At 66.0% G+C, this 22,649-nt stretch carries 21 protein-coding genes and 2 pseudogenes; 17 read left to right on the top strand and 6 right to left on the bottom strand.

Annotation, left to right across the window (positions count from 1 at the left end):
* Positions 1-209: 209 nt before the first annotated feature.
* From paaA to KHO27_RS09240, 10 genes and pseudogenes are all read left to right on the top strand, one after another.
* Positions 210-1,199: a 1,2-phenylacetyl-CoA epoxidase subunit PaaA gene (gene paaA / locus KHO27_RS09285; RefSeq protein ID WP_214501656.1), complete on the top strand. Its 990-nt coding sequence runs from the start codon at positions 210-212 to the stop codon at positions 1,197-1,199.
* A 26-nt stretch (positions 1,200-1,225) separates the two neighbouring features.
* Entirely contained in the window at positions 1,226-1,507 is a 282-nt protein-coding gene (gene paaB / locus KHO27_RS09280) for a 1,2-phenylacetyl-CoA epoxidase subunit PaaB (RefSeq protein ID WP_023631078.1), read from the top strand.
* Positions 1,508-1,515: 8 nt separating this feature from the next.
* Complete coding sequence (gene paaC / locus KHO27_RS09275) at positions 1,516-2,274, top strand: 1,2-phenylacetyl-CoA epoxidase subunit PaaC (protein WP_110703318.1); 759 nt, start codon at positions 1,516-1,518, stop codon at positions 2,272-2,274.
* Positions 2,261-2,785 (top strand): 1,2-phenylacetyl-CoA epoxidase subunit PaaD, encoded by a 525-nt coding sequence (gene paaD, locus KHO27_RS09270; protein WP_110703315.1) that lies wholly within the window; start codon positions 2,261-2,263, stop codon positions 2,783-2,785. The genes paaC and paaD overlap by 14 nt, the downstream gene beginning before the upstream one ends.
* 15 nt (positions 2,786-2,800) lie before the next feature.
* Positions 2,801-3,877 carry a 1,2-phenylacetyl-CoA epoxidase subunit PaaE gene (paaE, locus tag KHO27_RS09265; protein ID WP_111532873.1) on the top strand — a complete coding sequence of 359 codons (1,077 nt, stop codon included), beginning with the start codon at positions 2,801-2,803 and terminating at the stop codon, positions 3,875-3,877.
* Between the two features lie 127 nt (positions 3,878-4,004).
* The gene (locus tag KHO27_RS09260) at positions 4,005-4,313 is read left to right on the top strand and encodes a DUF485 domain-containing protein (protein WP_110703309.1); all 309 of its coding nucleotides are present in this window, start codon (positions 4,005-4,007) and stop codon (positions 4,311-4,313) included.
* A pseudogene (locus KHO27_RS09255) lies at positions 4,304-5,872 on the top strand (cation acetate symporter); the annotation flags it as partial. The gene KHO27_RS09260 and the pseudogene KHO27_RS09255, both read left to right, overlap by 10 nt.
* A 35-nt stretch (positions 5,873-5,907) precedes the next feature.
* Positions 5,908-7,140 carry an OprD family porin gene (locus tag KHO27_RS09250; protein ID WP_110703306.1) on the top strand — a complete coding sequence of 411 codons (1,233 nt, stop codon included), beginning with the start codon at positions 5,908-5,910 and terminating at the stop codon, positions 7,138-7,140.
* A gap of 24 nt (positions 7,141-7,164) precedes the next feature.
* On the top strand, positions 7,165-9,213 hold the full coding sequence (gene paaZ, locus KHO27_RS09245) for a phenylacetic acid degradation bifunctional protein PaaZ (RefSeq protein ID WP_214501655.1): 2,049 nt from the start codon (positions 7,165-7,167) through the stop codon (positions 9,211-9,213).
* A gap of 201 nt (positions 9,214-9,414) precedes the next feature.
* The gene (locus KHO27_RS09240; RefSeq protein WP_102682048.1) at positions 9,415-9,726 is read left to right on the top strand and encodes a hypothetical protein; all 312 of its coding nucleotides are present in this window, start codon (positions 9,415-9,417) and stop codon (positions 9,724-9,726) included.
* A gap of 17 nt (positions 9,727-9,743) precedes the next feature.
* Here KHO27_RS09240 and KHO27_RS09235 read toward each other — a convergent pair whose 3' ends face one another.
* The gene (locus KHO27_RS09235; RefSeq protein ID WP_214501654.1) at positions 9,744-11,363 is read right to left on the bottom strand and encodes an ATP-binding response regulator; all 1,620 of its coding nucleotides are present in this window, start codon (positions 11,361-11,363) and stop codon (positions 9,744-9,746) included.
* A gap of 106 nt (positions 11,364-11,469) precedes the next feature.
* Between KHO27_RS09235 and KHO27_RS09230 the strand changes: the two genes are divergently transcribed.
* Together KHO27_RS09230 and KHO27_RS09225 are read left to right on the top strand one after the other, a co-directional pair.
* Positions 11,470-12,084 carry a LuxR C-terminal-related transcriptional regulator gene (locus KHO27_RS09230; protein WP_110703297.1) on the top strand — a complete coding sequence of 205 codons (615 nt, stop codon included), beginning with the start codon at positions 11,470-11,472 and terminating at the stop codon, positions 12,082-12,084.
* A gap of 147 nt (positions 12,085-12,231) precedes the next feature.
* Complete coding sequence (locus KHO27_RS09225) at positions 12,232-12,399, top strand: hypothetical protein (RefSeq protein WP_156177584.1); 168 nt, start codon at positions 12,232-12,234, stop codon at positions 12,397-12,399.
* 79 nt (positions 12,400-12,478) lie between these two features.
* Here the strand turns inward: KHO27_RS09225 and KHO27_RS09220 are convergent.
* Positions 12,479-12,697 (bottom strand): annotated as a pseudogene (locus tag KHO27_RS09220) (DUF6555 family protein); the annotation flags it as partial.
* Positions 12,698-12,799: 102 nt separating this feature from the next.
* A complete protein-coding gene (locus KHO27_RS09215; RefSeq protein ID WP_111532876.1) occupies positions 12,800-13,009 on the bottom strand; it encodes a con-10 family general stress protein in 210 nt (69 codons plus the stop codon).
* Between the two features lie 324 nt (positions 13,010-13,333).
* Here KHO27_RS09215 and KHO27_RS09210 point away from each other — a divergent pair, with 324 nt between their 5' ends.
* Positions 13,334-17,464 (top strand): CheR family methyltransferase, encoded by a 4,131-nt coding sequence (locus KHO27_RS09210; RefSeq protein WP_214501653.1) that lies wholly within the window; start codon positions 13,334-13,336, stop codon positions 17,462-17,464.
* 46 nt (positions 17,465-17,510) lie between these two features.
* Here KHO27_RS09210 and KHO27_RS09205 read toward each other — a convergent pair whose 3' ends face one another.
* Genes KHO27_RS09205 through KHO27_RS26320 form a run of 3 tightly spaced genes read right to left on the bottom strand, consistent with a single transcriptional unit; the run spans position 17,511 to position 18,620 of the window.
* Positions 17,511-18,062: an ATP-dependent Clp protease proteolytic subunit gene (locus KHO27_RS09205; RefSeq protein ID WP_110703288.1), complete on the bottom strand. Its 552-nt coding sequence runs from the start codon at positions 18,060-18,062 to the stop codon at positions 17,511-17,513.
* A gap of 14 nt (positions 18,063-18,076) precedes the next feature.
* A complete protein-coding gene (locus KHO27_RS09200; protein WP_102682053.1) occupies positions 18,077-18,472 on the bottom strand; it encodes a low affinity iron permease family protein in 396 nt (131 codons plus the stop codon).
* Positions 18,473-18,485: 13 nt separating this feature from the next.
* Positions 18,486-18,620, bottom strand: coding sequence for a hypothetical protein (locus tag KHO27_RS26320; protein WP_256591440.1), 135 nt, complete (start codon positions 18,618-18,620; stop codon positions 18,486-18,488).
* A gap of 157 nt (positions 18,621-18,777) precedes the next feature.
* On the opposite strand from KHO27_RS26320, the gene KHO27_RS09195 reads away from it, so the two are divergent.
* Genes KHO27_RS09195 through KHO27_RS09180 form a run of 4 tightly spaced genes read left to right on the top strand, consistent with a single transcriptional unit; the run spans position 18,778 to position 22,623 of the window.
* Positions 18,778-19,695, top strand: a complete 918-nt coding sequence (locus KHO27_RS09195) for a DUF72 domain-containing protein (RefSeq protein ID WP_110703285.1) — start codon at positions 18,778-18,780, stop codon at positions 19,693-19,695.
* Positions 19,692-20,465, top strand: a complete 774-nt coding sequence (locus tag KHO27_RS09190; protein WP_110703282.1) for an endonuclease/exonuclease/phosphatase family protein — start codon at positions 19,692-19,694, stop codon at positions 20,463-20,465. The genes KHO27_RS09195 and KHO27_RS09190 overlap by 4 nt, the downstream gene beginning before the upstream one ends.
* On the top strand, positions 20,462-21,664 hold the full coding sequence (clsB, locus tag KHO27_RS09185) for a cardiolipin synthase ClsB (RefSeq protein ID WP_214501652.1): 1,203 nt from the start codon (positions 20,462-20,464) through the stop codon (positions 21,662-21,664). Before KHO27_RS09190 ends, clsB begins: the two co-directional genes overlap by 4 nt.
* Positions 21,664-22,623 carry a lysylphosphatidylglycerol synthase domain-containing protein gene (locus KHO27_RS09180; protein ID WP_110703277.1) on the top strand — a complete coding sequence of 320 codons (960 nt, stop codon included), beginning with the start codon at positions 21,664-21,666 and terminating at the stop codon, positions 22,621-22,623. Before clsB ends, KHO27_RS09180 begins: the two co-directional genes overlap by 1 nt.
* Positions 22,624-22,649 lie beyond the last annotated feature (26 nt).

Genomic DNA, 22,649 nt, shown 5'->3' with positions numbered 1-22,649 from the left:
GCGCTTCCTGGAAAGCCCCGGCCAAGTTCCGGGGCTTTTTTTCGCCTGGCCGAACGTTATCGCGGGGCAAGCCCGCTGCCACGCCCGGCCAACTCATGCGAAAGCGATACACAAATCTTATTTGATACATCAAATACTGTTTGATGTTGTGTTTTGTATCGCTTATAAATAACCCACGCCCCAAGCAGCCCATCAGCGGGAGCCCGACCATGTACGCACAGCTCGTAGAAACCGGCGTCAAACGCCTGAAGACCCTCGAAGAGATGTCGCCCGAAGAGCGCGCCTTCCAGGAGAAGATCGACGCCGAGATCAAGATCGAAGCCAAGAACTGGATGCCCGAGGCCTACCGCCAGACGCTCATCCGCCAGATTTCCCAGCACGCCCATTCCGAGATCGTCGGCATGCTCCCGGAAGGCAACTGGGTCACTCGCGCCCCCTCGCTCAAGCGCAAGCTGCAGTTGATGGCCAAGATCCAGGACGAGGCCGGCCACGGCCTGTACCTGTACAGCGCCATGGAAACCCTTGGCGCCGACCGCGACGAAGAGATCGCCAAGCTGCACAGCGGCAAGGCCAAGTACTCGAGCATCTTCAACTACCCGACCCTGAGCTGGGCCGACATGGGCGCGGTGGGCTGGCTGGTGGACGGCGCGGCGATCGTCAACCAGGTGGTGCTGCAGCGCACCTCCTACGGCCCCTACTCCCGCGCCATGATCCGTATCTGCAAGGAAGAAAGCTTCCACCAGCGCCAGGGTTACGAACTGCTGCTGACCATGATGCGCCACGGCACCCAGGCGCAGAAGGACATGGTCCAGGACGCCATCGACCGCCTGTGGTGGCCAGCGCTGATGATGTTCGGCCCCAGCGACGAACATTCGCCCAACAGCGCCCAGTCCATGGCCTGGAAGATCAAGCGCCAGAGCAACGACGAACTGCGCCAGCGCTTCATCGACCAGACCGTGCCACAGCTGGAACTGCTCGGCTGCACCGCTCCCGACCCTGAGCTCAAGTGGAACGCCGAGCGTGGCCATTACGACTTCGGCCAGATCCAGTGGGAGGAGTTCTACGAGGTGCTCAAAGGCAACGGCCCGTGCAACCAGGAGCGCGTCGCCACCCGCCGCAAGGCCATCGAAGACGGCGCCTGGGTACGCGAGGCCGCGGTGGCCTATGCGCGCAAGCAACACAACAAGAACGCCGCCTGAAGCGGCCATCGATGCGGAGATCGAGCATGTCTGACTGGACCCTCTACGAAGTATTCGTGCGCAGCAAGCACGGCCTGAACCACAAGCACGTCGGCAGCGTGCACGCCGCCGACGCCGCCATGGCCATCGAGAACGCCCGCGAGCTGTACACCCGCCGCAGCGAAGGCGTGAGCCTGTGGGTGGTGCCCTCGGCGCTGATCACCGCCTCTTCGCCCGACGAGAAGGACCCGCTGTTCGCCCCGGCGGACGACAAGGTCTACCGCCATGCCAGCTTCTACGAGCTGCCCGCCGAAGTCGGACACATGTGAGGCCCGCCATGCACAAGCAAGCACTCATCCAATACCTGCTGCTGCTCGGCGACAGCGCCCTGGTCCAGGGCCAGCGCCTGTGCGAGTGGTGCGGCAAGGCGCCGGCGCTGGAAGAAGAACTGGCGCTGATGAACGTCGGCCTCGACCTGGTGGGCCAGGCGCGCAACTGGCTGGACTACGCCGCCGAACTGCTGGACGACGGCCGCGACGCCGATGCCCTGGCGTTCCGTCGCGACGAGCGCGCCTACCGCAACCTGCTGCTGGTCGAGCAACCCAACGGCGACTACGCCGTGACCCTGCTCAAGCAGTGCCTGTACGACGCCTGGCACCACGCCACGCTTGAAGCGCTCAGCGCCTCGCGCGATGAACGTATCGCCGGCATCGCCGCCAAGGCCCTGAAAGAAGTCACCTATCACCTGCGCCGCTCCGGCGAGTGGGTGCAGCGCCTGGGGGGGGGCACGGAAGAAAGCCGTCGGCGCATGCTCGAAGCCATCCCGACACTGTGGCGCTTCACGGTCGAACTGAGCGTGGCCAACGACGGTGAAGTCCAGCTGGCCAAAGCCGGTATCGGCGCCGACCCGGCGCAGATCGCCCAGCATTGGCTGAACACCGTCACGGCCATCTTCGCCTCGGTAGATCTGCCCCTGCCCAAGGCCGCCAGCCACTTCTACCTGGACGGGCGCAAGGGCCTGCACACCGAACACCTCGGCCTGCTGCTGGCTGAAATGCAGTTTCTGCCGCGAGCCTACCCCGATGCGACCTGGTGAGCTGATCGCCGGCGACCGCGGCGCCAGGGACTTGCGCGACGGCGACCTGAGCCGGGCCTGGGCGGTGCTGGCCGAGGTGATGGACCCGGAAGTACCGGTGGTCAGCGTGGTCGACCTGGGTGTCGTGCGCGACCTCGACTGGCGCGCCGGCCACCTGCACCTGGTGGTCACCCCGACCTACTCCGGCTGCCCGGCCACCGAGGTGATCGAGAGTGACATTCGCCAGGCCCTGGAACAGGCCGGCTTCGCGGAGCCTGCGCTGGAGCGTCGTCTCACCCCGGCGTGGAGCACCGACTGGATCAGTGCGCAAGGCCGTGAGCGGCTGCGCGCCTACGGTATCGCCCCACCCGAGGGCCGCGCCAACCTGCGTGGGGCGGCACCCAGCGTGTGTTGCCCGCAGTGCGGCAGCGCCGATACCGAACTGCTCAGCCAGTTCGGTTCCACCGCCTGCAAGGCCCTCTACCGCTGCCGCGCCTGCCTGGAACCGTTCGACTATTTCAAATGCCTTTGAGCCGTGGAGAACGCCATGAGCCCGTTTCACAGCCTGACCATCAAGCAAGTACGCCAGGAAACCCGCGACGCCGTGTCCATTGCCTTTGACGTGCCCGCACACTTGCAAGAAGATTTCCGCTTCACCCAGGGCCAGTACCTGGTCATGCGTACCCAGCTCGATGACGAGGAAGTGCGCCGTTCCTATTCGATCTGCAGCGCGGTGCAGGATGGCGAGCTGCGCGTGGCGGTCAAGCGCGTGCCCGGCGGACGCTTCTCGGCCTTTGCCAACGAAGTGCTCAAGGCCGGCCAGCAACTGGAAGTGATGCCGCCGTCGGGCAACTTCTTCGTACCGTTGGATCCGACGCGCCAGGGCAACTACCTGGGCGTGGCCGCCGGCAGCGGCATCACTCCGATCCTGTCGCTGGTCGCCACCACGCTGGCCACTGAACCAGACAGCCGCTTCACCTTGCTGTACGGCAACCGCGCCAGCAACAGCGCGTTGTTCCGCGACCGCCTCGAGGACCTGAAGAACCTGTACCTCGACCGCCTCAACCTGATCTTCGTGTTCAGCCGCGAGCAACAGGACGTCGACCTTTACAACGGCCGCATCGACGCCGACAAGTGCGGCCAGCTGTTCTCCCGCTGGCTCGACGTGAGCTCACTCGATGCCGCCTTCATCTGCGGCCCCCAGGCCATGACCGAAACCGTGCGCGACAGCCTGCAGGCCAACGGCATGGACAAGGCGCGCATCCACTATGAACTGTTCGCCGCCGCCGGCAGCGAAGCCCGCCGCGAGGCCCGTGAAGCGGCCCGCGAGCTGGATTCGGCGGTCAGCCAGGTGACCGTGATCAGCGATGGCCGCGCCCTGGCCTTCGACCTGCCGCGCAACACCCGCAGCGTGCTCGAGGCCGGCAACGCCATCGGCGCCGATCTGCCGTACTCGTGCAAGGCCGGGGTGTGCTCGACCTGCAAGTGCAAGGTGATCGAGGGCGAGGTGGAGATGGACAGCAACCATGCCCTGGAAGACTACGAAGTGGCCGCCGGATATGTGCTGTCGTGCCAGACCTACCCGCTGAGCGACAAGGTGGTGCTCGACTTCGATCAGCTTTGAACCCCATCGCGGGGCAAGCCCGCTCCCACGGAGGTGAAACCCGTGGGAGCGGGCTTGCCCCGCGATCTCCCCAAGCAACGCCCGCGTGACCTGAAAAACAATTACAACAGCCAGAGAGAACGCTCCCATGACACCCGAACACCTCGAAACCATCAGCAACCACCCCGCCTTCATGCAACTGATCAAGCGTAAACGCCGCCTCAACGGCTCACTGACCCTGACCATGCTCGCCGCCTACTACGGCTTCGTCCTGCTGGTGGCCTTCGCCCCAGGCGTGCTCGGCCAGTCCCTCAGCGGCGGGGTAACCAGCGTCGGCATGCTGGTGGGAGTGCTCATGGTGCTGCTGTCCTTCGCCCTCACCGGCATCTACATGCACCGCGCCAACCGCGTCATCGACCCGCTCAACGAAGTGGTCAAGCAGGAGTGCGCGCGATGAACTGGACCGCCATCTCGATGTTCCTGGTGTTCGTCTGCTTCACCTTGCTGGTGACTCGCTGGGCCGCCCTGCGCACCCGCTCGGCCAGCGACTTCTATACCGCCGGCGGCGGCCTCACCGGCATGCAGAACGGCCTGGCGATCGCCGGCGACATGATCAGCGCCGCGTCCTTCCTGGGCATCTCGGCGATGATGTTCATGAACGGCTACGACGGCCTGCTGTATGCCCTGGGCGTGCTGGCCGGCTGGCCGATCATCCTGTTCCTGATCGCGGAACGCCTGCGCAACCTGGGCAAGTACACCTTCGCCGACGTCGTCTCCTACCGCCTGGCCCAGGCTCCGGTGCGCCTGACCTCGGCCTTCGGCACCCTGGCCGTGGCGCTGATGTACCTGGTGGCGCAGATGGTCGGCGCCGGCAAGCTGATCGAGCTGCTGTTCGGCATCAGCTACCTGTACGCGGTGATGCTGGTGGGTGCGCTGATGGTGCTGTACGTCACCTTCGGCGGCATGCTCGCCACCACCTGGGTGCAGATCATCAAGGCGGTGATGCTGCTCTGCGGCACGACCTTCATGGCATTCATGGTGCTCAGGCATTTCGGCTTCAGCACCGAGGCGATGTTCGCCAGCGCCGTGGCCGTGCACGCCAAGGGCCAGGCGATCATGGCGCCGGGCGCGCTGCTGTCCAACCCGGTGGACGCCATTTCCCTGGGCCTGGGCATGATGTTCGGCACTGCCGGCCTGCCGCATATCCTCATGCGCTTCTTCACCGTCAGCGACGCCAAGGAAGCGCGCAAGAGCGTGTTCTACGCCACCGGTTTCATCGGCTACTTCTATTTGCTGCTGATCGTCATCGGCTTCGGCGCCATCGTCATGGTCGGCACCGAGCCGTCCTACCGCGACGCCACGGGGGCGATCATCGGCGGCGGTAACATGGTCGCGGTGCACCTGGCCCAGGCGGTGGGCGGCAACCTGTTCCTCGGTTTCATCTCGGCGGTGGCCTTCGCCACCATCCTCGCCGTGGTCGCGGGCCTGGCGCTGTCCGGCGCCTCGGCGGTGTCCCACGACCTGTATGCCTGCGTGGTGCGCAAGGGCCAGGCCAGCGAGCAGGAAGAGATGCGCGTGTCGCGCCTGGCCACCCTGGGGATCGGCCTGTTCGCGGTGCTGCTGGGGCTGCTGTTCGAGTCGCAGAACATCGCCTTCCTCTCCGGCCTGGTGTTGGCGGTGGCCGCCTCGGTCAACTTCCCGGTGCTGCTGCTCTCGATGTTCTGGAAGGGCCTGACCACCCGTGGCGCCGTGGGCGGCAGCCTGGCCGGGCTGGTCTCGGCGATCGTGCTGGTGGTGCTGGGGCCGGCGGTGTGGGTCAACGTGCTGCACAACGAACGGGCGCTGTTCCCCTACAGCAACCCGGCGCTGTTCTCCATGTCGCTGGCCTTCCTCGCGGCCTGGGCCTTCTCGGTTACCGACGGTTCGGAACAAGCGCGCGAAGAGCGTGGGCGCTACCTGGCCCAGTTCATCCGCTCCATGACCGGTATCGGCGCCGCCGGTGCCAGCAAGCACTGACCTCAAGAACAATAACAATGTCGGGTACAACAACAATGAACCGCACGCACCTCAAGTCAGCCGCCTGGCTGGCCACCCTCGCCCTGCCCTTGCCGGCCATGGCGGACTTTATCGCTGACAGTCACGCCCGCCTCGAACTGCGCAACCACTACCTCAACCGCGACTTCCGCCAGGGCAACGCCCCGCAGAGCAAGGCCGAGGAATGGGGCCAGGGCTTCACCGCCCGCTTCGAATCGGGTTTCACCGAAGGGCCGGTTGGTGTCGGGGTGGACGCCATGGGCCAGCTGGGCATCAAGCTCGACTCCAGCCGCGACCGACGCAACACCGGCCTGCTGCCCTACGGGCCGAACAGCCTGGAGCCGGTGGATGACTACAGCGAGCTGGGCCTGACCGCCAAGCTGCGCGTGTCCAGGAGCACCCTGCGCCTGGGCACCCTGCAGCCGATCCTGCCGGTGGTGGTGTACAACGACACCCGCCTGCTGGCCTCGACCTTCCAGGGCGGCCTGCTGACCAGCCAGGAGCTGGACGGCCTGACCTTCAACGGCGGCCGCCTGACCAAGGCCAACCTGCGCGACTCGTCCGGGCGCGATGATATCGGCTACGGCGCCGCCAGCAGCGACCACTTCGACTTCGGCGGCGGCAGCTACGCCATCACCCCGCAGGCCAGCGTCAGCTACTACTACGCCAAGCTCGAGGACATCTACCGCCAGCAATATGTGGGTTTTGTGCATACCCAACCCTTGGCCGAGGGCGTCAGCCTGCGCAGCGACCTGCGCTACTTCGACAGCCGCGGCGACGGCGCCGAGCGCGCGGGCAAGATCGACAACCGCAACTTCAACGCCATGTTCACCCTGGGCGTGAAGGCCCACAAGTTCACCGCCACCTGGCAGCAGATGTCCGGCGACAGCGCCTTCCCGTTCCTCAACGGCGGCGACCCGTACACCGTCAACCTGGTCACCTACAACACCTTCACCCGGGCCGGGCTCGACTCCTGGCAGCTGCGCTACGACTACGACTTCGTGGCCATGGGCATCCCCGGGCTGAGCTTCATGACCCGCTACACCGACGGCCGCCACGCCGAAACCGCCACGCTCAGCAATGGCCGCGAGCGCGAACGCGACACCGACATCACCTACGTGATCCAGAGCGGCCCGTTCAAGGACGTCAGCCTGCGCTGGCGCAACGTCACCTTCCGTTCCGGCAATGGCCTGACCAATGCCGTGGACGAAAACCGCCTGATCATCGGCTACACCCTGGCGCTCTGGTAAGCGCGCCCTTCAAAGGAGAACAGCATGTCCGCCGCCCCTACCCTGCAAAGCTTCATCGCCGGCCGCTGGATCGGCCAGCACGGCGCCCAGGCCCTGCGTAGCGCCCTCGACGGTCACGTCCTGGCCTACAGCCACGAGGAACGCCCGGACTTCGCCGAGGCCGTGGACTTTGCCCGCGCCCAGGGCCTGAAGCAGCTACTGACCATGGATTTCCAGCAGCGCGCCGCCCGCCTCAAGGCCCTGGCGCTGTACCTGGCCGAGCGCAAGGAGCAGCTCTACGCCCTGTCCCATCACAGCGGCGCCACCCGCACCGACAGCTGGATCGACATCGAAGGCGGCAACGCCACGCTGTTCGCCTATTCGAGCATGGGCCGCCGCGAGCTGCCGTCGGGCAACCTGGTGCATGAAGGTCCGGCGATCCCCCTGGGCAAGCAAGGCCATTTCGCCGGCAGCCATATCCTGGTGCCGCGTGCGGGCGTGGCCGTGCATATCAACGCCTTCAACTTCCCGATCTGGGGGATGCTGGAGAAATTCGCCCCGACCTTCCTGGCCGGCATGCCGTGCATCGTCAAGCCTGCCACGTCCACCAGCTACCTGACCGAGGCCGTGGTACGCCTGATGAACGAGTCGGGCCTGCTGCCGGCCGGCAGCCTGCAACTGGTGATCGGCAGCACCGGTGACCTGCTCGAGCGCCTGCAGGGGCAGGACGTGGTGACTTTCACCGGCTCCGCCGACACCGCAGCCAAGCTGCGCGTCACCCCGAACCTGATCCGCAACTCGGTGCCCTTCACCGCCGAGGCCGACTCGCTGAACTGCGCCATCCTTGGCCCGGACGTGAGCCCTGACAGCGAGGAGTTCGAGCTGTACATCAAGGAAGTGGCGCGGGAAATGACCACCAAGGCCGGGCAGAAATGCACGGCGATCCGCCGCGCCATCGTCCCGGCCAGGCACATCGACGCGGTGGCCACTCGTCTGCGCGAACGCCTGCGCAAGGTGGTGGTCGGCGATCCTTCGGTGGAAGGCGTGCGCATGGGGGCGCTGGCCTCCCACGACCAGCAGCGTGATGTCACCGAGCGCGTGCGCCAGTTGCTGGCCACCTGCGAGCAGTTGCTGGGCGCCAGTGACGGTTTCACCCCGGTCGGCGATGGCGTGGCCGAGGGGGCGTTCTTCGCCCCGACCCTGCTGCTGGCCCGTGACCCGCATGCCGAGGGAGGTGCCCATGATATCGAGGCGTTCGGCCCGGTCAGCACGCTGATGGCCTACGACGACCTCGACGAAGCCTTGGCCCTGGCCGCCCGCGGCAAGGGAAGCCTGGTGGCGAGCCTGGTCACCGCCGACCGCGGCGTGGCGGCCAGGGCCATCCCGGTGGCGGCGGCCTGGCACGGGCGGCTGCTGGTACTCGACAGCGAGGCGGCCAAGGAGTCCACCGGGCATGGTTCGCCATTGCCGCAGCTCAAGCACGGCGGCCCCGGCCGTGCCGGCGGCGGCGAGGAACTGGGCGGCCTGCGCGCGGTGAAGCACTACCTGCAACGCGCCGCGGTGCAAGGTTCGCCGAGCATGCTGATGGCAGTGACCGGCGAGTACGTGCGCGGCGCCGAGGTGATCGAAACCGAAGTACACCCGTTCCGCCGCCATTTCGACGACCTGCGCATCGGCGAGTCGCTGCTGACCCACCGGCGCACAGTGACCGAGTCCGACCTGGTCAACTTCGGCTGCCTGTCGGGCGATCACTTCTACATGCACTTCGACGAGATCGCCGCCAAACAGTCGCAGTTCGGTAAGCGCATCGCCCACGGCTACTTCGTGCTGTCGGCGGCCGCCGGGTTGTTCGTCAGCCCCGGCGAAGGGCCGGTGCTGGCCAACTACGGGCTGGACACGCTGCGCTTCATCACCCCGGTGGGCATCGGCGACACCATCCAGGCGCGCCTGACCTGCAAGCGCAAGATCGACCAGGGCAAGACCAGCCCTCAGGGGCAGGCGCAAGGCGTGGTGGCCTGGGATGTGGAAGTGACCAACCAGTTGGGTGAGCTGGTGGCCAGTTATGACATTCTGACCTTGGTGCTCAAGCGCTGACTGCGAGTGGGCGGCGAGATGCCTGCATGCAGTCAGATGGCAGGCATCCCGCAACCCAATCAAGGCAAAATGCCACCTCGCACATCCGCCCTACATCGCGCAACGTTTCCCTGGCGCTATAGTCGGTCCAGCGTCCCGCCGCCAGCCCCCTTCCTGGCGGCGCGGGCGCCGTACCGAGAACAATGCCAAGGAAGCAACGCGATGATCCTCAAGTCCTTCCCCTTCAAGTCCCTCGTCCTGCTCAGCGCCCTTGCCGCCGTGGCCGGCTGCCAGACCGCCAGTCCCAGTGCCGACACCCTCAAGCAACGCACCGAGGTCACCCTGGGCGTGCCCGTGAGCAAGGTCAGCAACCTGCGCAGCGACTCCAACACCACCTACTTCACCGCCAGCACCAGCAAGGGCCAGTACGACTGCCAGGTGCCCAGCGGCGGCCTGGTGGCCGTGGCCGGCATGGGTATCTACACGCCATCCCCCACCTGCTGGAAAGAAGGCCAGGCGCCGGTCTTCCAGTGAGGGTCGACGGCGCCGGCCTAGGCGACCGGCGCCGCCACGCTCTCACGCAAACCGCGCAGCGCCGCACGCAGCTCCGCCGGGCGCACCGGCTTGGCCAGTACCGCGATACCTCGTGCCTGCAGGGCGCCCTGCAGCTTGTCGATATCATGGCCGGTCATGATCAGCGCCGGCACTTCGGCGCCGCGTTGCGCGCGCAACTGGTCGATGCAGTCGATGCCGGTGGCCTGCGGGCCCAGGTCGTAGTCGGCAACGATCACATCACAGTCACTGGCCAGGCCAAAGGGCGAGCTCTCGGCCTGTACCTCGCAACCCCAGCGTTGCAGCAGGGCACTGGTGGCCTGCAGGACGTTGTGGTCATCCTCCACCAGGCACACCCGCAAACCGGTGAGCATGCCGGCCTGCACCGCCTGGTCGGCAACGACCCGTGGCACTTGTACCGGCACCTTGGGCAACCCTTGCAAGGTCAGCGTGGTGCCATGCCCCTGGCGCGAGCGCAGGCTGACAGTCAAACCCATCAGTTGCCCCAGGCGCTTGACGATGGCCAGCCCCAGGCCGACGCCCTCGACGTCCTTGTCACGTGCCTCGCGCACCCGGTAGAACTCCTCGAACACGTGGCCCTGGTGCTCTTCGGCAATGCCCCGGCCCTGGTCGCAGACGACGATGGCCAGACCCTCGCCGCGTGGCCGCACGCCGATCAGCAACGGGCGCCCGGCGGCATACTTGAAGCTGTTGGACAGCACGTTCTGCACCATGGTCGCGAGCATCCCCGGGTCGGCGCGTGTCCAGTGGCGGCTGGGCACCTGGCGCATCTCGACCCCGGCCCAGCGCGCCGCCTCGCTGTTCTGGCGCAGCAACTCGCGCAGGAAGCCGTCCACGGCGAAGGTTTCCCACTTGGGCTGCACCCGGCCGTTGTCCAGGGTGTACAGGTCGAGGATCGAACGGAACAACTGCGAAACGTTGAGCAGCGAGCGATCAATGCTGTCCACCAGGCGCCGCTCCTCCTCGCCCAGCCGCGCTTCGCGCAGGCAGGCGGTGAACAGGCCGATGGAGTGGATCGGCTGGCGCAGGTCGTGACTGGCCTGGGCCAGGAAGCGCGATTTCTCGCGGGTCGCCGCCTCGGCCAGGGCCGTGGCCTTGCGCGTGCGCTCCAGCAGCAGGTGGGCATAGAACGGAATCAGGGTGCTGGTGGTCAGCAGCATCGGCAGCAGGAACGGCTGTTCCTGCCAATAGGGGGTCAGTTGCCACACCACAACCAGCGCGGCCAGGGCCAGCACGGTGGCGATGGCCAGGTAGCGCGAGCCGAAGCGCATGCCGTTGCCCAGGTTGATCCAGACCATCACTGCATACAGCGGCAGTGCGGTTTCACCGCCAACCACCAGGCCGAAACTGGTGCCGGTGTAATCGCCCAGCATGCCGAAGATGCGCCGCGCCGGGTAGTGTCCCGGCCAACGCTTGATCGCCTGGCGCATGCCGATCGACACCACCACGAACCCCGCGTAGTAGAGCAGCACCGGCAGGTAGGTGGCGGGCGAGCGGCCCGGCAGGAAACCCAGCAACGCCACGTAGGTGATCGCACAAGAGGCGACGATGATGCGCAGGTTGGCCTGGTCCAGCTCGTTGTTCTTCTCGAACTTCATGGGTAACGTCCTTGTGCGCCAGTCGGCATTTGCGGCACGCTGCGTGGGAAAAAACCGCAGGTGACTGCTAAATTAGCATGTGTCGGCTGACAGGGAGTTCCACGACGTGAGTTGCCGCATCATCGTGGCGGATGACCATCCGCTGTTCAGGGAGGCCATGGTCAACACCGTACGGCGCATCCTGCCCGAGGCGCGCCTGGAGGAAGCTGGCAGCCTCGCTGACGTGCTCAGGCTGGCCGCCATGGGCGAGACGCCCGACACCCTGATCCTCGACCTGCGCTTCCCCGGCCTCACCTGCATCGGCCGCCTCGCCGAACTGCGCCGCCAATTGCAGCGTACCACGCTGATCGTTGTATCGATGGTCGACGACCCGCAGGTGATCTGCGAAGTCATGGCCGCCGGCGTCGATGGCTTCATCGGCAAGAGCGTCAGCCCCGAAGCCATCGGCGCGGCCATCCTCGCCATTCGCGACGGCGAAGTGGTGGTGGACTACGCGCCCAGCGGGTTGCTGCCGCAACTGGATGCCCCCAGCGAGGTGGAACAGCTCACCCACCGCCAGCAGGACGTACTGCGCCTGATCGCCCAGGGCAAGACCAACAAGGAGATCGCCCGGGCACTGGACATATCGCCATTCACCGTGCGCATCCATGTGTCGTCGCTGCTCAAGACCCTCAATGTGCCGACCCGCACGGCCGCCGCGGTGAAGTATTCCGGAAACTGAGCGACCGCTGGTCGGCGCACCGTTAAATGCAATCGACCCTTCAAGCGCTTTGCAACCTCCCAATCCATGAGGGTGGCGATGTTCACTCCTGTGTTCGGCCTGCCCGAGCGTGGGCCGTTTTTTTCACGCTGAGGAGAGGATGACGACATGAGCACGAAACACTGGATGGGCGGTGGCGATGTGCAGAGCGACTGGCCGGAACTCGAGCCAGACCGCCGCAACGATCAGGCCGACGACCCGGATGCCGACCCGAACCTGACCGAGGAAGAGAACCGCCCCGGGGTACCGGCCAGCGATCCGGAGTCAGGCGCCTGAGTGTGCATGGCAGTGAAGGAGCGGGTCAGGCCCGCTCTTTCACTGAAGTCTATTGCCTGCCCAGGTCCACGCCGGTTCACACCCGCCAGCGCACATCGGTTATCCCATGCCGTTCGGCCATGGGCCGACTGACTTTCTTGATGCGCTCGCGTCCGAACTTCGGAATGATCCCCAAACCCGCGTCGCAACTCGCCCAATGCCAGGCCTCGGCATTGTCCATGTGTTCCTGGCGGATGATGAAACGCCGTGGCTGACCGTGCAGCAGGTATTCGATGGTAAACAGCTGGGGACTTGGCATTGACGCAGGCCCTCCTCTTCTCCATGGATGACTTTCTGACAGATCACGTCGTTCCATGAAAATTCAAAAAATTCCCACAACAGCAAGGGAGGGCCCGCAAGGTCACGAACCGCTGGTGCTCCCGTGGCTGTTGCGGCCACCCTTGCGGCCGGCCTCGGAGGCGCGGGCGCGGTCATTGGCGAAGTTGCCGCCAGAGTTGCGGCCACCCTTCTGGCCCGCCCGCGAGGCCCTTTCACGATCGTTGGCGAAGTTGCCGGGATTGGTCTGCTGGGTGCCGCCGCGTTGTCCGGTCTGATCCTGGTCACGAGCCATGACGTTTCTCCTTTACGCTGGGTTGGACGTGCCGCGCGAAGATGCCGTGCACTTAATTACGAACAGGAGCGCAGGCCAACGGCTCATTTGTTGTACCGGGGTTCTGACCGACGGCACTTATCCGCCTGGCCTAGGGTCACAGCTCTGACTACTGACGGTGGACGAAAGAGACGCCCCCATGCCCCTTGCTTGCCGACCGCTTACCCCCGTATACCGGCCCTTGCTCGGCGCCAACCGCTCGTCGCCGGGATGAACAGCAGCCTATAATCTGCGCCCAGTGCCCGACCAAGCGGGCCATTTCCAGGTCCGTACAAGGCTGATGCCATGAAGTCCTCCAGCAAAACGTCCCTCGCCTCGCCGCACAATCCGGCACTCAGCCCGAGCCACCTGGATTTCCCCGTGGTCGGCATCGGCGCCTCGGCCGGCGGCCTGGAAGCAATTCGCACCTTCTTCCGCCACACGCCGCAGGACTGCGACATGGCGTTCGTGGTGGTGCTGCACCTGTCGCCGGACCACCAGAGCCAGGCCGACCGGATCATCCAGGCGGTGACCGGCATGCCTGTGCGCCAGGTCAGCGAACCGGTACCGATCGAGCGCAACCATGTGTATGTGATTTCGCCGGCCAATCGCCTGTCGACCAACGACGGTTACCTGCGCGTCAGCCCGGCCAAGCGCAGCCGTGGCGACCATGTAGCCATCGACCTGTTCTTCCGCGACCTGGCCGATGTGCACAAGGACCATGCGTTCTGCGTGGTGCTGTCGGGCACCGGCAGCGACGGCGCGGTGGGGCTGTCGCGGATCAAGGAACAGGGCGGCGTGACCCTGGTACAAGCCCCCGAGGACGCCGAATACCCCGAGATGCCCCGGGCGGCGCTGGCCACCGGCATGGTCGACCTGGTGCTGCCGGTGGCCGAGATGCCCGCCCGCCTGGTCGAGCTGTGGCGCACCGCCCGCCAGGTGAAGTTGCCGCGCATCGACGACGACAGCCTGCCGCCCGCGCTGGGCGAGCGCGAAGGCGACCCGGCAGCGTGCGACCCGTTGCTCGACGAAATCCTGTTGTCGCTGCAGGACAACACCGGCCACGACTTCAGCCATTACAAGCGCGCCACCGTGCTGCGCCGCCTGGAGCGGCGCCTGCACGTCACCGGCCAGACCGACCTGGCCGGCTACCGCGACTACCTGCAATGCCACCCGGACGAATCACGGGCGTTGCTGGCCGACATGCTCATCGGCGTGACCAATTTCTTCCGCGACCGCGAGGCCTTCGAGGCCCTGCAGCGCCATGTGATGCCCGGCCTGGTAAACCGCGAAGGCAACGAAGAGCCGGCCCGCGAGGTACGCGTGTGGTCCGCTGGCTGCTCGACCGGCGAGGAGGCCTACAGCCTGGCCATGCTGGTGAGCGAACAGCTGGCGATCGAACGACGCAGCGCCCAGGTACAGATCTTCGCCACCGACCTTGACGACCGCGCCATCGGTATCGGTCGCGGCGGGCAGTATCCGGACGCCATCGCCACCGATGTGTCGCCGGCCCGGCTGCGCCAGTTCTTCCTCAAGGAGGACCAGCATTACCGGGTGCGCAAGGAAATCCGCGAAAAAGTCCTGTTCGCCCGTCACAACCTGCTGTCCGACCCGCCGTTCTCGCAACTGGACCTGATCGTCTGCCGCAACCTGCTGATCTACCTCGACCGGGATGTGCAGCGCGACATCCTGCGCCTGTTCCACTTCGCGCTGCGCCCGGGCGGCTATCTGTTCCTAGGCAGCTCCGAGTCCGCCGACCTGGCGGCCGACCTGTTCGTTGCCGTGGACAAGCGAAACCGTATCTTCCGTGCCCGTGAAGTGGCGGCCGCGCGGCATTCGGCGCGCCTGCAAGCCCCCGAACCTGCGCTCGCCCCGGCGCCGGCCCGGGCACGCGCCGCCCGCAAGCTGTCCTATGCCGAAATCCATCACCGCGCCCTCGCCCGCTGCACGCCGCCGAGCCTGGTGGTCGATACCGAGGGCAATATCCTGCACATGAGCGAGGGCGTGGGGCGCTATCTGCGCCATGCCGGCGGCGAGCTCAGCCACAACCTGCTCAACCTGGTCCTCACGCCGCTGCGTCCGGCCCTGCGCAGCACCTTGCTGCAGGCCCAGGGCAGCGGCCAGGCTGTAACGTCGCGCACAGTTGCCCTCGACCTCGACGAGCATACCGAAGGGGTACGCATCCTGGTCCAGCCGCACCAGGACGAACCCAGTGGCAGCGAGTGCCTGCTGGTGGTCTTCCAGAGCGGCGAAGCCGACAACGCGATCACCCGGGCACCTGCCGTCGAACAGACCGAAGGGATGCTGTTGGGCAACCTGGAGCGCGAACTGCACCGCACGCGCCTGCAGTTGCAGGAAACCATCGAGCAGTCGGAGTTTTCCAGCCAGGAGCTGACCGCCTCCAACGAAGAGATGCAGGCGATCAACGAGGAGCTGCGCTCGGCCAGCGAAGAGCTGGAAACCAGCAAGGAAGAGCTGCAGTCGATCAACGAAGAACTGCTGACGGTCAACTACGAACTCAAGACCAAGGTCGAGGAAACCGACAAGGTCAACGACTACCTGAGCAACCTCATCGCGTCCACCGACATCGCCACGGTGTTCGTCGACCGTAACCTGTGCATCCGCTGGTTCACTCCACGCGCCACCGATATCTTCAGCATGCTGCCGGTGGACACCGGGCGCTCGCTGCTCGACATCACCCACCGCCTCGATTATCCGGGCCTGGCCGACGACGCCCGGGCCGTGGTCGAGCGCGAGACCACCATCGAGCGCGAAGTGGTCGGCCACAACCAGCACTGGTACCTGGCCCGCCTGCTGCCGTATCGGGCCAGCGAGCGCAACGTCGACGGCACCGTGCTGACCTTCATCGACATCAGCCAGAGCCGCGCCGCCGAGGAACGCCTGCGTCAGGGCGAGGAGCGCATGCGCCTGGTCGCCGAGAGCACCCACGACTTCGCCATCATCCTCCTCGACGAGCAAGGCCTGATCACCGACTGGAACACCGGCGCCGCGCTGATCTTCGGCTATGGCAAGGACGAAGTGCTCGGTCACCATTACCAGCTGATCTTCACCGAGCAGGACCGGGCGAGCGGCGTGCCCGAGCGCGAGCTGCGCAGCGCCCGCCTGCACGGTCGCGGCCAGGACGAGCGCTGGCATGTGCGCAAGGACGGCAGTCGCTTCTATTGCAGCGGCGAAGTGTCACGGCTCAAGGGCAGCAGCCTGCGCGGCTACGTCAAGATTGCCCGCGACCTCACCGGGCACAAGCGCCTGCACGACGAGCAAAGCAAGCAGCTGGCCGAATCGCAGAACACCAGCCACATGAAGGACGAGTTCTTCGCGGTCATGTCCCATGAGCTCAAGCACCCGCTCAACCTGATCCAGCTGAATGCCGAAATCCTCCGTCGCTCCCCGTCGGTGAAGAGCAACGGTGTCGCCAGCAAGGCGGTCGGCACCATCTGCGACGCGGTCTCCAGCCAGGCGCGGATCATCGATGACCTGCTCGATGTGGCGCGTATCCGCACCGGCAAGCTCAAGCTCAAGACCCAGGTGCTCGACCTGTGCGCGGTGCTGCAGGCCATCCAGGCCGTGCTGGCCAACGAGCAGCACGCCTGCGAGGTGCGCCTGGCGCTGCCCGCCGACGGCGCCCCGGTGTATGTCGAGGCCGACAGCACCCGGCTCGAGCAGATCGTCTGGAACCTGCTCAACAATGCGCTGAAATTCAGCCCTGCCGGCAGCGAGATCCGCCTGGCGCTGGCCCGCCACGGCAACCAGGCGCGCCTGGAGGTGATCGACCAGGGTATCGGCCTGACCGACGAAAGCCTGGAAAGCGTCTTTGACCTGTTTTCCCAAGCCGCGCCACAGGCCTCCGGCAACCACCGCGACGGGCTCGGTATCGGCCTGTCGCTGGTGCGCCAGCTGGTGGAAGCGCATGGCGGCACGGTCAGCGCGACGTCCGCCGGCCTGGGTTGCGGCGCCACCTTTACGGTGTGCCTGCCGTTGTCCGACCCCGGGCAGCAGGCCCTGCCGGATACCAGCGACGACAACATCGAGGGCCGCTTGAACGGCGTCAGAGTTTTGCTGGTGGACGACTCGGTGGAAATCCTCGAGGTGATGCAGCAACTGCTGGAGATGGAAAGCGCCGAAGTCGAAGCCTACAGCGACCCACAGGCCGCACTCGAGGCGGCCGCCCATGGCCGCTATGACATCATCCTGTCCGATATCGGCATGCCGGTCATGAACGGCCACGCCCTGATCAAGGCGCTGCGGGGCCTGGAGCACCTGCGCTACACCCCGGCCATCGCCCTGACCGGCTACGGGGCCAGCGCCGACCAGTACCGCTCGCGCCAGTCGGGCTTCGACCGGCACCTGAACAAGCCGGTGGGCTACGACGAGCTGATCGAGGCGATCGAGGGTCTGAGCGGCTCGCTACCCTACTGACGCGCCACCCGCCCCGGCCTGCCTGTGACCGGGGCGCCGTCGCGCCTCAGGCATGGACGCTCCACTGTACGGCAGCGGCCTCGATCGGCAGTTCGTCCACGGCCTGGATCATCCCGCTGTCGAGCGCTTCCTGGGGCCCCAGTATTCGCGGATAGGCCATCAGGTAGCGCGTCACATCGAGCCGCTCGCTCGCACCCTCGGTGCGCTCGGCGACAATCTGTGCATACAGGCGCAGGTCATAGTCCAGGCTCATCGCGTACTCGGCCATCCGTGCATGGTCCACCGAGCCATGCAGGGTCCAGTGGAACGGGTGGAACAGGAACTTGCTGTAGGCGCAGGCGGTACGGTGGCTGCCGGCCAGGAATAGGATGTTGCCCATCGATTCGACCGTGCCCAGGTTGTGGGTGTGCACCGGCACTGGCAGTGAGCGCAGGAAGTTGTACAGGGTGAAACCGTAGCTGCATTCGCCGCCCATGGTGGCGATGTTGATCTGCAGCACCTCTGCGCCCTGCTGCAACGCTTTGGAACAGGTGTTGATGAGGTTGCCGCAGGTGGCGGAATTGATCGGGCCGGTGTAGTGGATGATGTGTCTGGCCATGCCGTCCTCCAGGGTCAGTCAGGGGTGTCCTTGGCCGGTGCATCGTTGCCCGGCGCCGCTTGGTCGTGCTCGCCCAGTTGCTGGTACTGCTTGCGCAGCGCATGCAGTTCGGCCGGCCCCATGTCCTCGAGGTCGAGCAGGGCCTTGTGTGCCCGCTGGGTGGTGCGCAGCAGTTCGTCGACCTTGATGTGCAGTTCGTCGTTGTCGCGGTTCTGGGTGTTCTGGATCAGGAACACCATGAGGAAGGTGATGATGGTGGTCGAGGTGTTGATCACCAGTTGCCAAGTGTCGTTGAAATCGAACAGCGGTCCGCTCACGCCCCAAAGGATGATCAGCAGCAATGCCACGGCAAAAGTCAGTGGACGTCCGCTGCGGTTGGCCAGCCATTGGGCGAAACGATCGAATTTCATGGCTAGCGCTCCTTCAGGCCGGCTGCCGGGTTTCTCCGGGCAGGCCCTCGATGTCAGGGTCGTCAGGGAGAACCTCGGGTTCTTCGTCGTCTGCCTCGGTCGGTGCTGGCGGCGCCTGCACTTCCCCCGGTTCTGTCTCGCTGTTCATCGGCGTTGCCTCCATTGGCTGCTTCCCTTTGTGGTGGAGGGCCGCATGGTAGGCAAAGTTCCGGGTTTTGCGTCACTGGCCACTCGTCATTCCTGGTGAACCCTGACGCCGCGATGCCGGTCGCTAGTCAAGAGTGCACGAACGAAAGGGAGCCCTCGTGAGCGAGATCCGCATTGGTATTTCCGGTTGGCGCTATGGCCCATGGCGCAAGGACTTCTACCCCAAGGGTCTGCGCCAGGACGATGAGCTGGCATTCGCCTCTCGGGCGGTGAACAGCATCGAGATCAATGGCTCGTTCTACGCGTTGCAGACCCCCGAGCGCTACCGCCAGTGGCGCGATGAAACACCGGAAGGCTTCGTCTTCTCGGTCAAGGCGCCGCGCTACATCACCCATGTGCGACGACTGCGCGACATCGACGAGCCGCTGGCCAACTTCTTTGCCTCGGGGCCATTGCTGCTGGGCGACAAGCTGGGGCCGTTCCTCTGGCAGTTTCCCCCAAGCATGAAGTTCGACGCCGAGCGCTTCAGCGCTTTCCTCGCCCTGCTACCGCGCGACCGCAAGGCCGCGCGCGCCTGTGCCCGGCAGGCCGCCGAGCGCCTGCAGGACAACGGCGGTAGCGCCATCCGCGGCAATGCGCGCTTGCGCCATGCCGTGGAAATCCGCCACCCGAGCTTCCTCTGCGACACCTTCATCAACCTGCTGCGCAAGCACAAGGTCGCGCTGGTGGTCGCCGACAGCGCCGGCAAATGGCCCTGTGTCGAGGAAGTCACGGCCGATTTCGTCTACCTGCGCCTGCACGGCGATGTCGAGCTCTACAGCAGCGGCTACACCGCCAGCGCCCTGCGCCGCTGGCGCCTGCGCATCCAGGCCTGGGCCGCGGGCGGCCAGCCGGAGGATGCCCAGCGCGTCATCCGTCGCGCCCCGGTCAAGCGAGCCTCCCGGGACGTGTATTGCTACTTCGACAACGATCAGAAGGTGCATGCCCCCTACGATGCGCGTCGCCTGCTGGGCAAGCTTGGCCTGGACGGCGAACTGGTGACCGAGCCCGGCGTCGAGCCGCAGGAGTCACTATGAACGGCACCCTGCCCGCCCCCGACCGCATCATCGACAAGGTCACGGCCGTGCACCGCCTGACGGTGCTGACCCTCAACGTGCACAAGGGTTTCACCCTGTTCAACCGCCGCTTCATCCTGCCGGAGCTGCGCGAGGCGGTACGCGCCACCGGCGCCGACCTGGTGTTCCTGCAGGAAGTGCATGGCAGCCACCAACGGCATGCCGAGCGCCATCCGGCCTGGCCGCAGACCCCGCAGTACGAATTTCTTGCCGACAGCATGTGGCCGCAGTTCGCCTACGGACGTAATGCGGTCTACCCCCATGGCGACCATGGCAACGCGCTGCTGTCCAAGTTCCCGATCCGCGCTTATGACAACCTTGACGTGTCGATTCACGGCAATGAAGAGCGCGGCTTGTTGCACTGCCAGCTTGAAGTGCCCGGTCATGAGCAGGTGCACGCGATCTGTGTGCACCTGGGCCTGCGCGAGGACCACCGCCAGCGTCAGGTCGACCTGCTGCTGACCTTGCTCGAGCGCCTGCCACCGGACGACCCGGTCATTGTCGCCGGTGACTTCAACGACTGGCGGCTGAAGGCCGATGCGCGGCTGTCGGTGTCGCTGGTCGAAGCCTTCGGCAGGCCGGCGCGCAGCTTTCCCGCGCGCCTGCCGCTGCTGCGCCTGGACCGCATCTACCTGCGCAATGCCCAGGCGTGCGAGGCACGGGTGTTGTCCAGGTACCCGTGGTCCCACCTTTCCGACCATGCCCCGCTGGTAGCGCAGGTGACGCTATGAAGCAGGCCTGGAGCGATGGCAACCACGTCGAACTGCTGATCAATGGCGAGCAGTACTACCCGCGCGTATTCGAGGCGATGGCCCAGGCACGGCAGGAAATCCTCCTGGAAACGTTCATCATCTACGACGACAAGGTCGGCCAGCCGCTGCGCCTGGCGCTTATCGACGCGGCGCGGCGTGGCGTGCGGGTGGAGGTGGCGGTTGACGGCTACGGCACCGCCGACCTGCCTGACGGGTTCATTGCCTCGATGACCGAGGCCGGGGTGCGCTTCCATGCATTCGACCCGCAACCGCGCCTGGCCGGCATGCGCACCAACCTGTTCCGGCGTCTGCACCGCAAGATCCTGGTGATCGACGGCCAGCGCGCGTTCATTGGCGGTATCAACTACAGTGCCGATCATCTCGGCGACTTCGGCCCGCAGGCCAAGCAGGACTACGCCGTGGAAGTCACAGGCCCGGTAGTGGCCCAGGTGCACGCCTCCAGCTGCCGGATGCTCGCCCCCGTGCTGGGTGACCCAAGCGCGGTCGTGCCGGGCGGTGACGTCGCAGGTTCGGCCAGCGCCGTACTGGTGGAACGCGACAACCGCCGCCATCGCACCGACATCGAGGCGTGCTACCTGCAAGTCTTCCGTGAAGCTCGGCAACGCATCGTCGTCGCCAACGCCTATTTCTTCCCCGGCTACCGCTTGCTGCGCGAGCTGCGCAACGCTGCCCGGCGCGGCGTTGCGGTGACCCTGATCCTCCAGGGCCAACCGGACATGCGTTGGGTACGCGCGCTGTCGCGCCTGCTATACAACTACCTGCTGCGCGACAATGTGCAGATCCATGAGTACTGCCAGCGTCCGTTGCACGGCAAGGTGGCGCTGGTGGACGACGAATGGTCCACCGTGGGTTCGAGCAATCTCGACCCGCTGAGCCTGTCGTTCAACCTCGAAGCCAACCTGATGATCCGCGACCGCGCCTTCAACGATGGCCTGTACCGGCACCTGAGCGAACTGACCGCCGCGCACTGCAAGCGCGTGACCCTGGAGCGCATGGTGCGTGGCTATTGGTGGCGCGCGCCGTTGATCTTCCTGGGCTTCCACATCACCCGCTACTTCCCGCGCATCGCCGGCTGGTTCCCCGCGCACCGGCAGCGCCTGCAGTCGCTGCAGGCGGACAACGAAGCGCCGGCGGACTTCAACGGGGGCAAGACCTGATGGCCAAGCCACGCTGGCAGACCTGGGGCATGCGCCTGCTCACCCTGCTGTTCCTGGTGCTGATCCCGGTGCTGCTGTTCACCCTGGCACGCAACCTGGACTGGAACGAGGTGCGCCAGTCGCTGCTGGCCTACCGGCCCTCGACCCTGGCCCTGGGGCTGTTGCTGGCCCTGTGCAGCTACCTGGTGTTCGCCAGCTACGACCTGCTCGCCCGCGCCTACACCGACCACCGCTTGCCGGCCCGCCAGGTGCTGCCGGTGGCGTTCGTCTGCTATGCGTTCAACCTCAACTTCACCACCTGGGTTGGCGGCGTGGCCCTGCGCTACCGCCTGTACAGCCGGCTGGGCCTGGACACCGCGACGATCACCCGCATCCTCACCCTGGGACTGTTGACCAACTGGATGGGCTATCTGCTGCTAGCCGGCACGGTGTTCGCCCTGGGCCTGGTGAAGTTGCCGGCAAGCTGGGCAGTGGGGGCCGGCGGCTTGCGCCTGATCGGTGTGCTGATGGTGGCGGTCGCGGCGAGCTATCTGCTCGCCTGTGCTTTTGCCAAGCGACGCACATGGCATCTGCGCGGACATGAAGTGACCCTGCCGAGCCTGCGCCTGGCATTGTGCCAAGTGGCGCTGGGCGCGAGCAACTGGGCGTTGATGGCGGCGCTGATCCACCTGTTGCTGCCGCCGGAGCTGTTCTATCCGTCGGTACTGGGGGTGTTGCTGATCAGTTGCGTGGCGGGGGTGGTGGCGCATATTCCTGCCGGGCTGGGGGTGCTGGAGGCGGTGTTCCTTGCCCTGCTGCACGGACAATTGGGCCAGGGCACGCTGGTGGCCGCACTGCTGGGGTATCGGACGCTGTACTACCTGATCCCGCTGTTGCTGGCGGTGATCACCTACCTGATTCTGGAGAAGCGCGCCAAGGCCCTGCGCCGACAGGCCGGGCCAGCCCTGGACAAGCGCTGAGGGCCCCACGGGCCCGGGAGGTTCGT

The organism is Pseudomonas sp. RC3H12 (genome assembly GCF_018596375.1).
GTDB lineage: Bacteria > Pseudomonadota > Gammaproteobacteria > Pseudomonadales > Pseudomonadaceae > Aquipseudomonas.
This window is presented reverse-complemented; position numbering and strand designations above follow the sequence as displayed.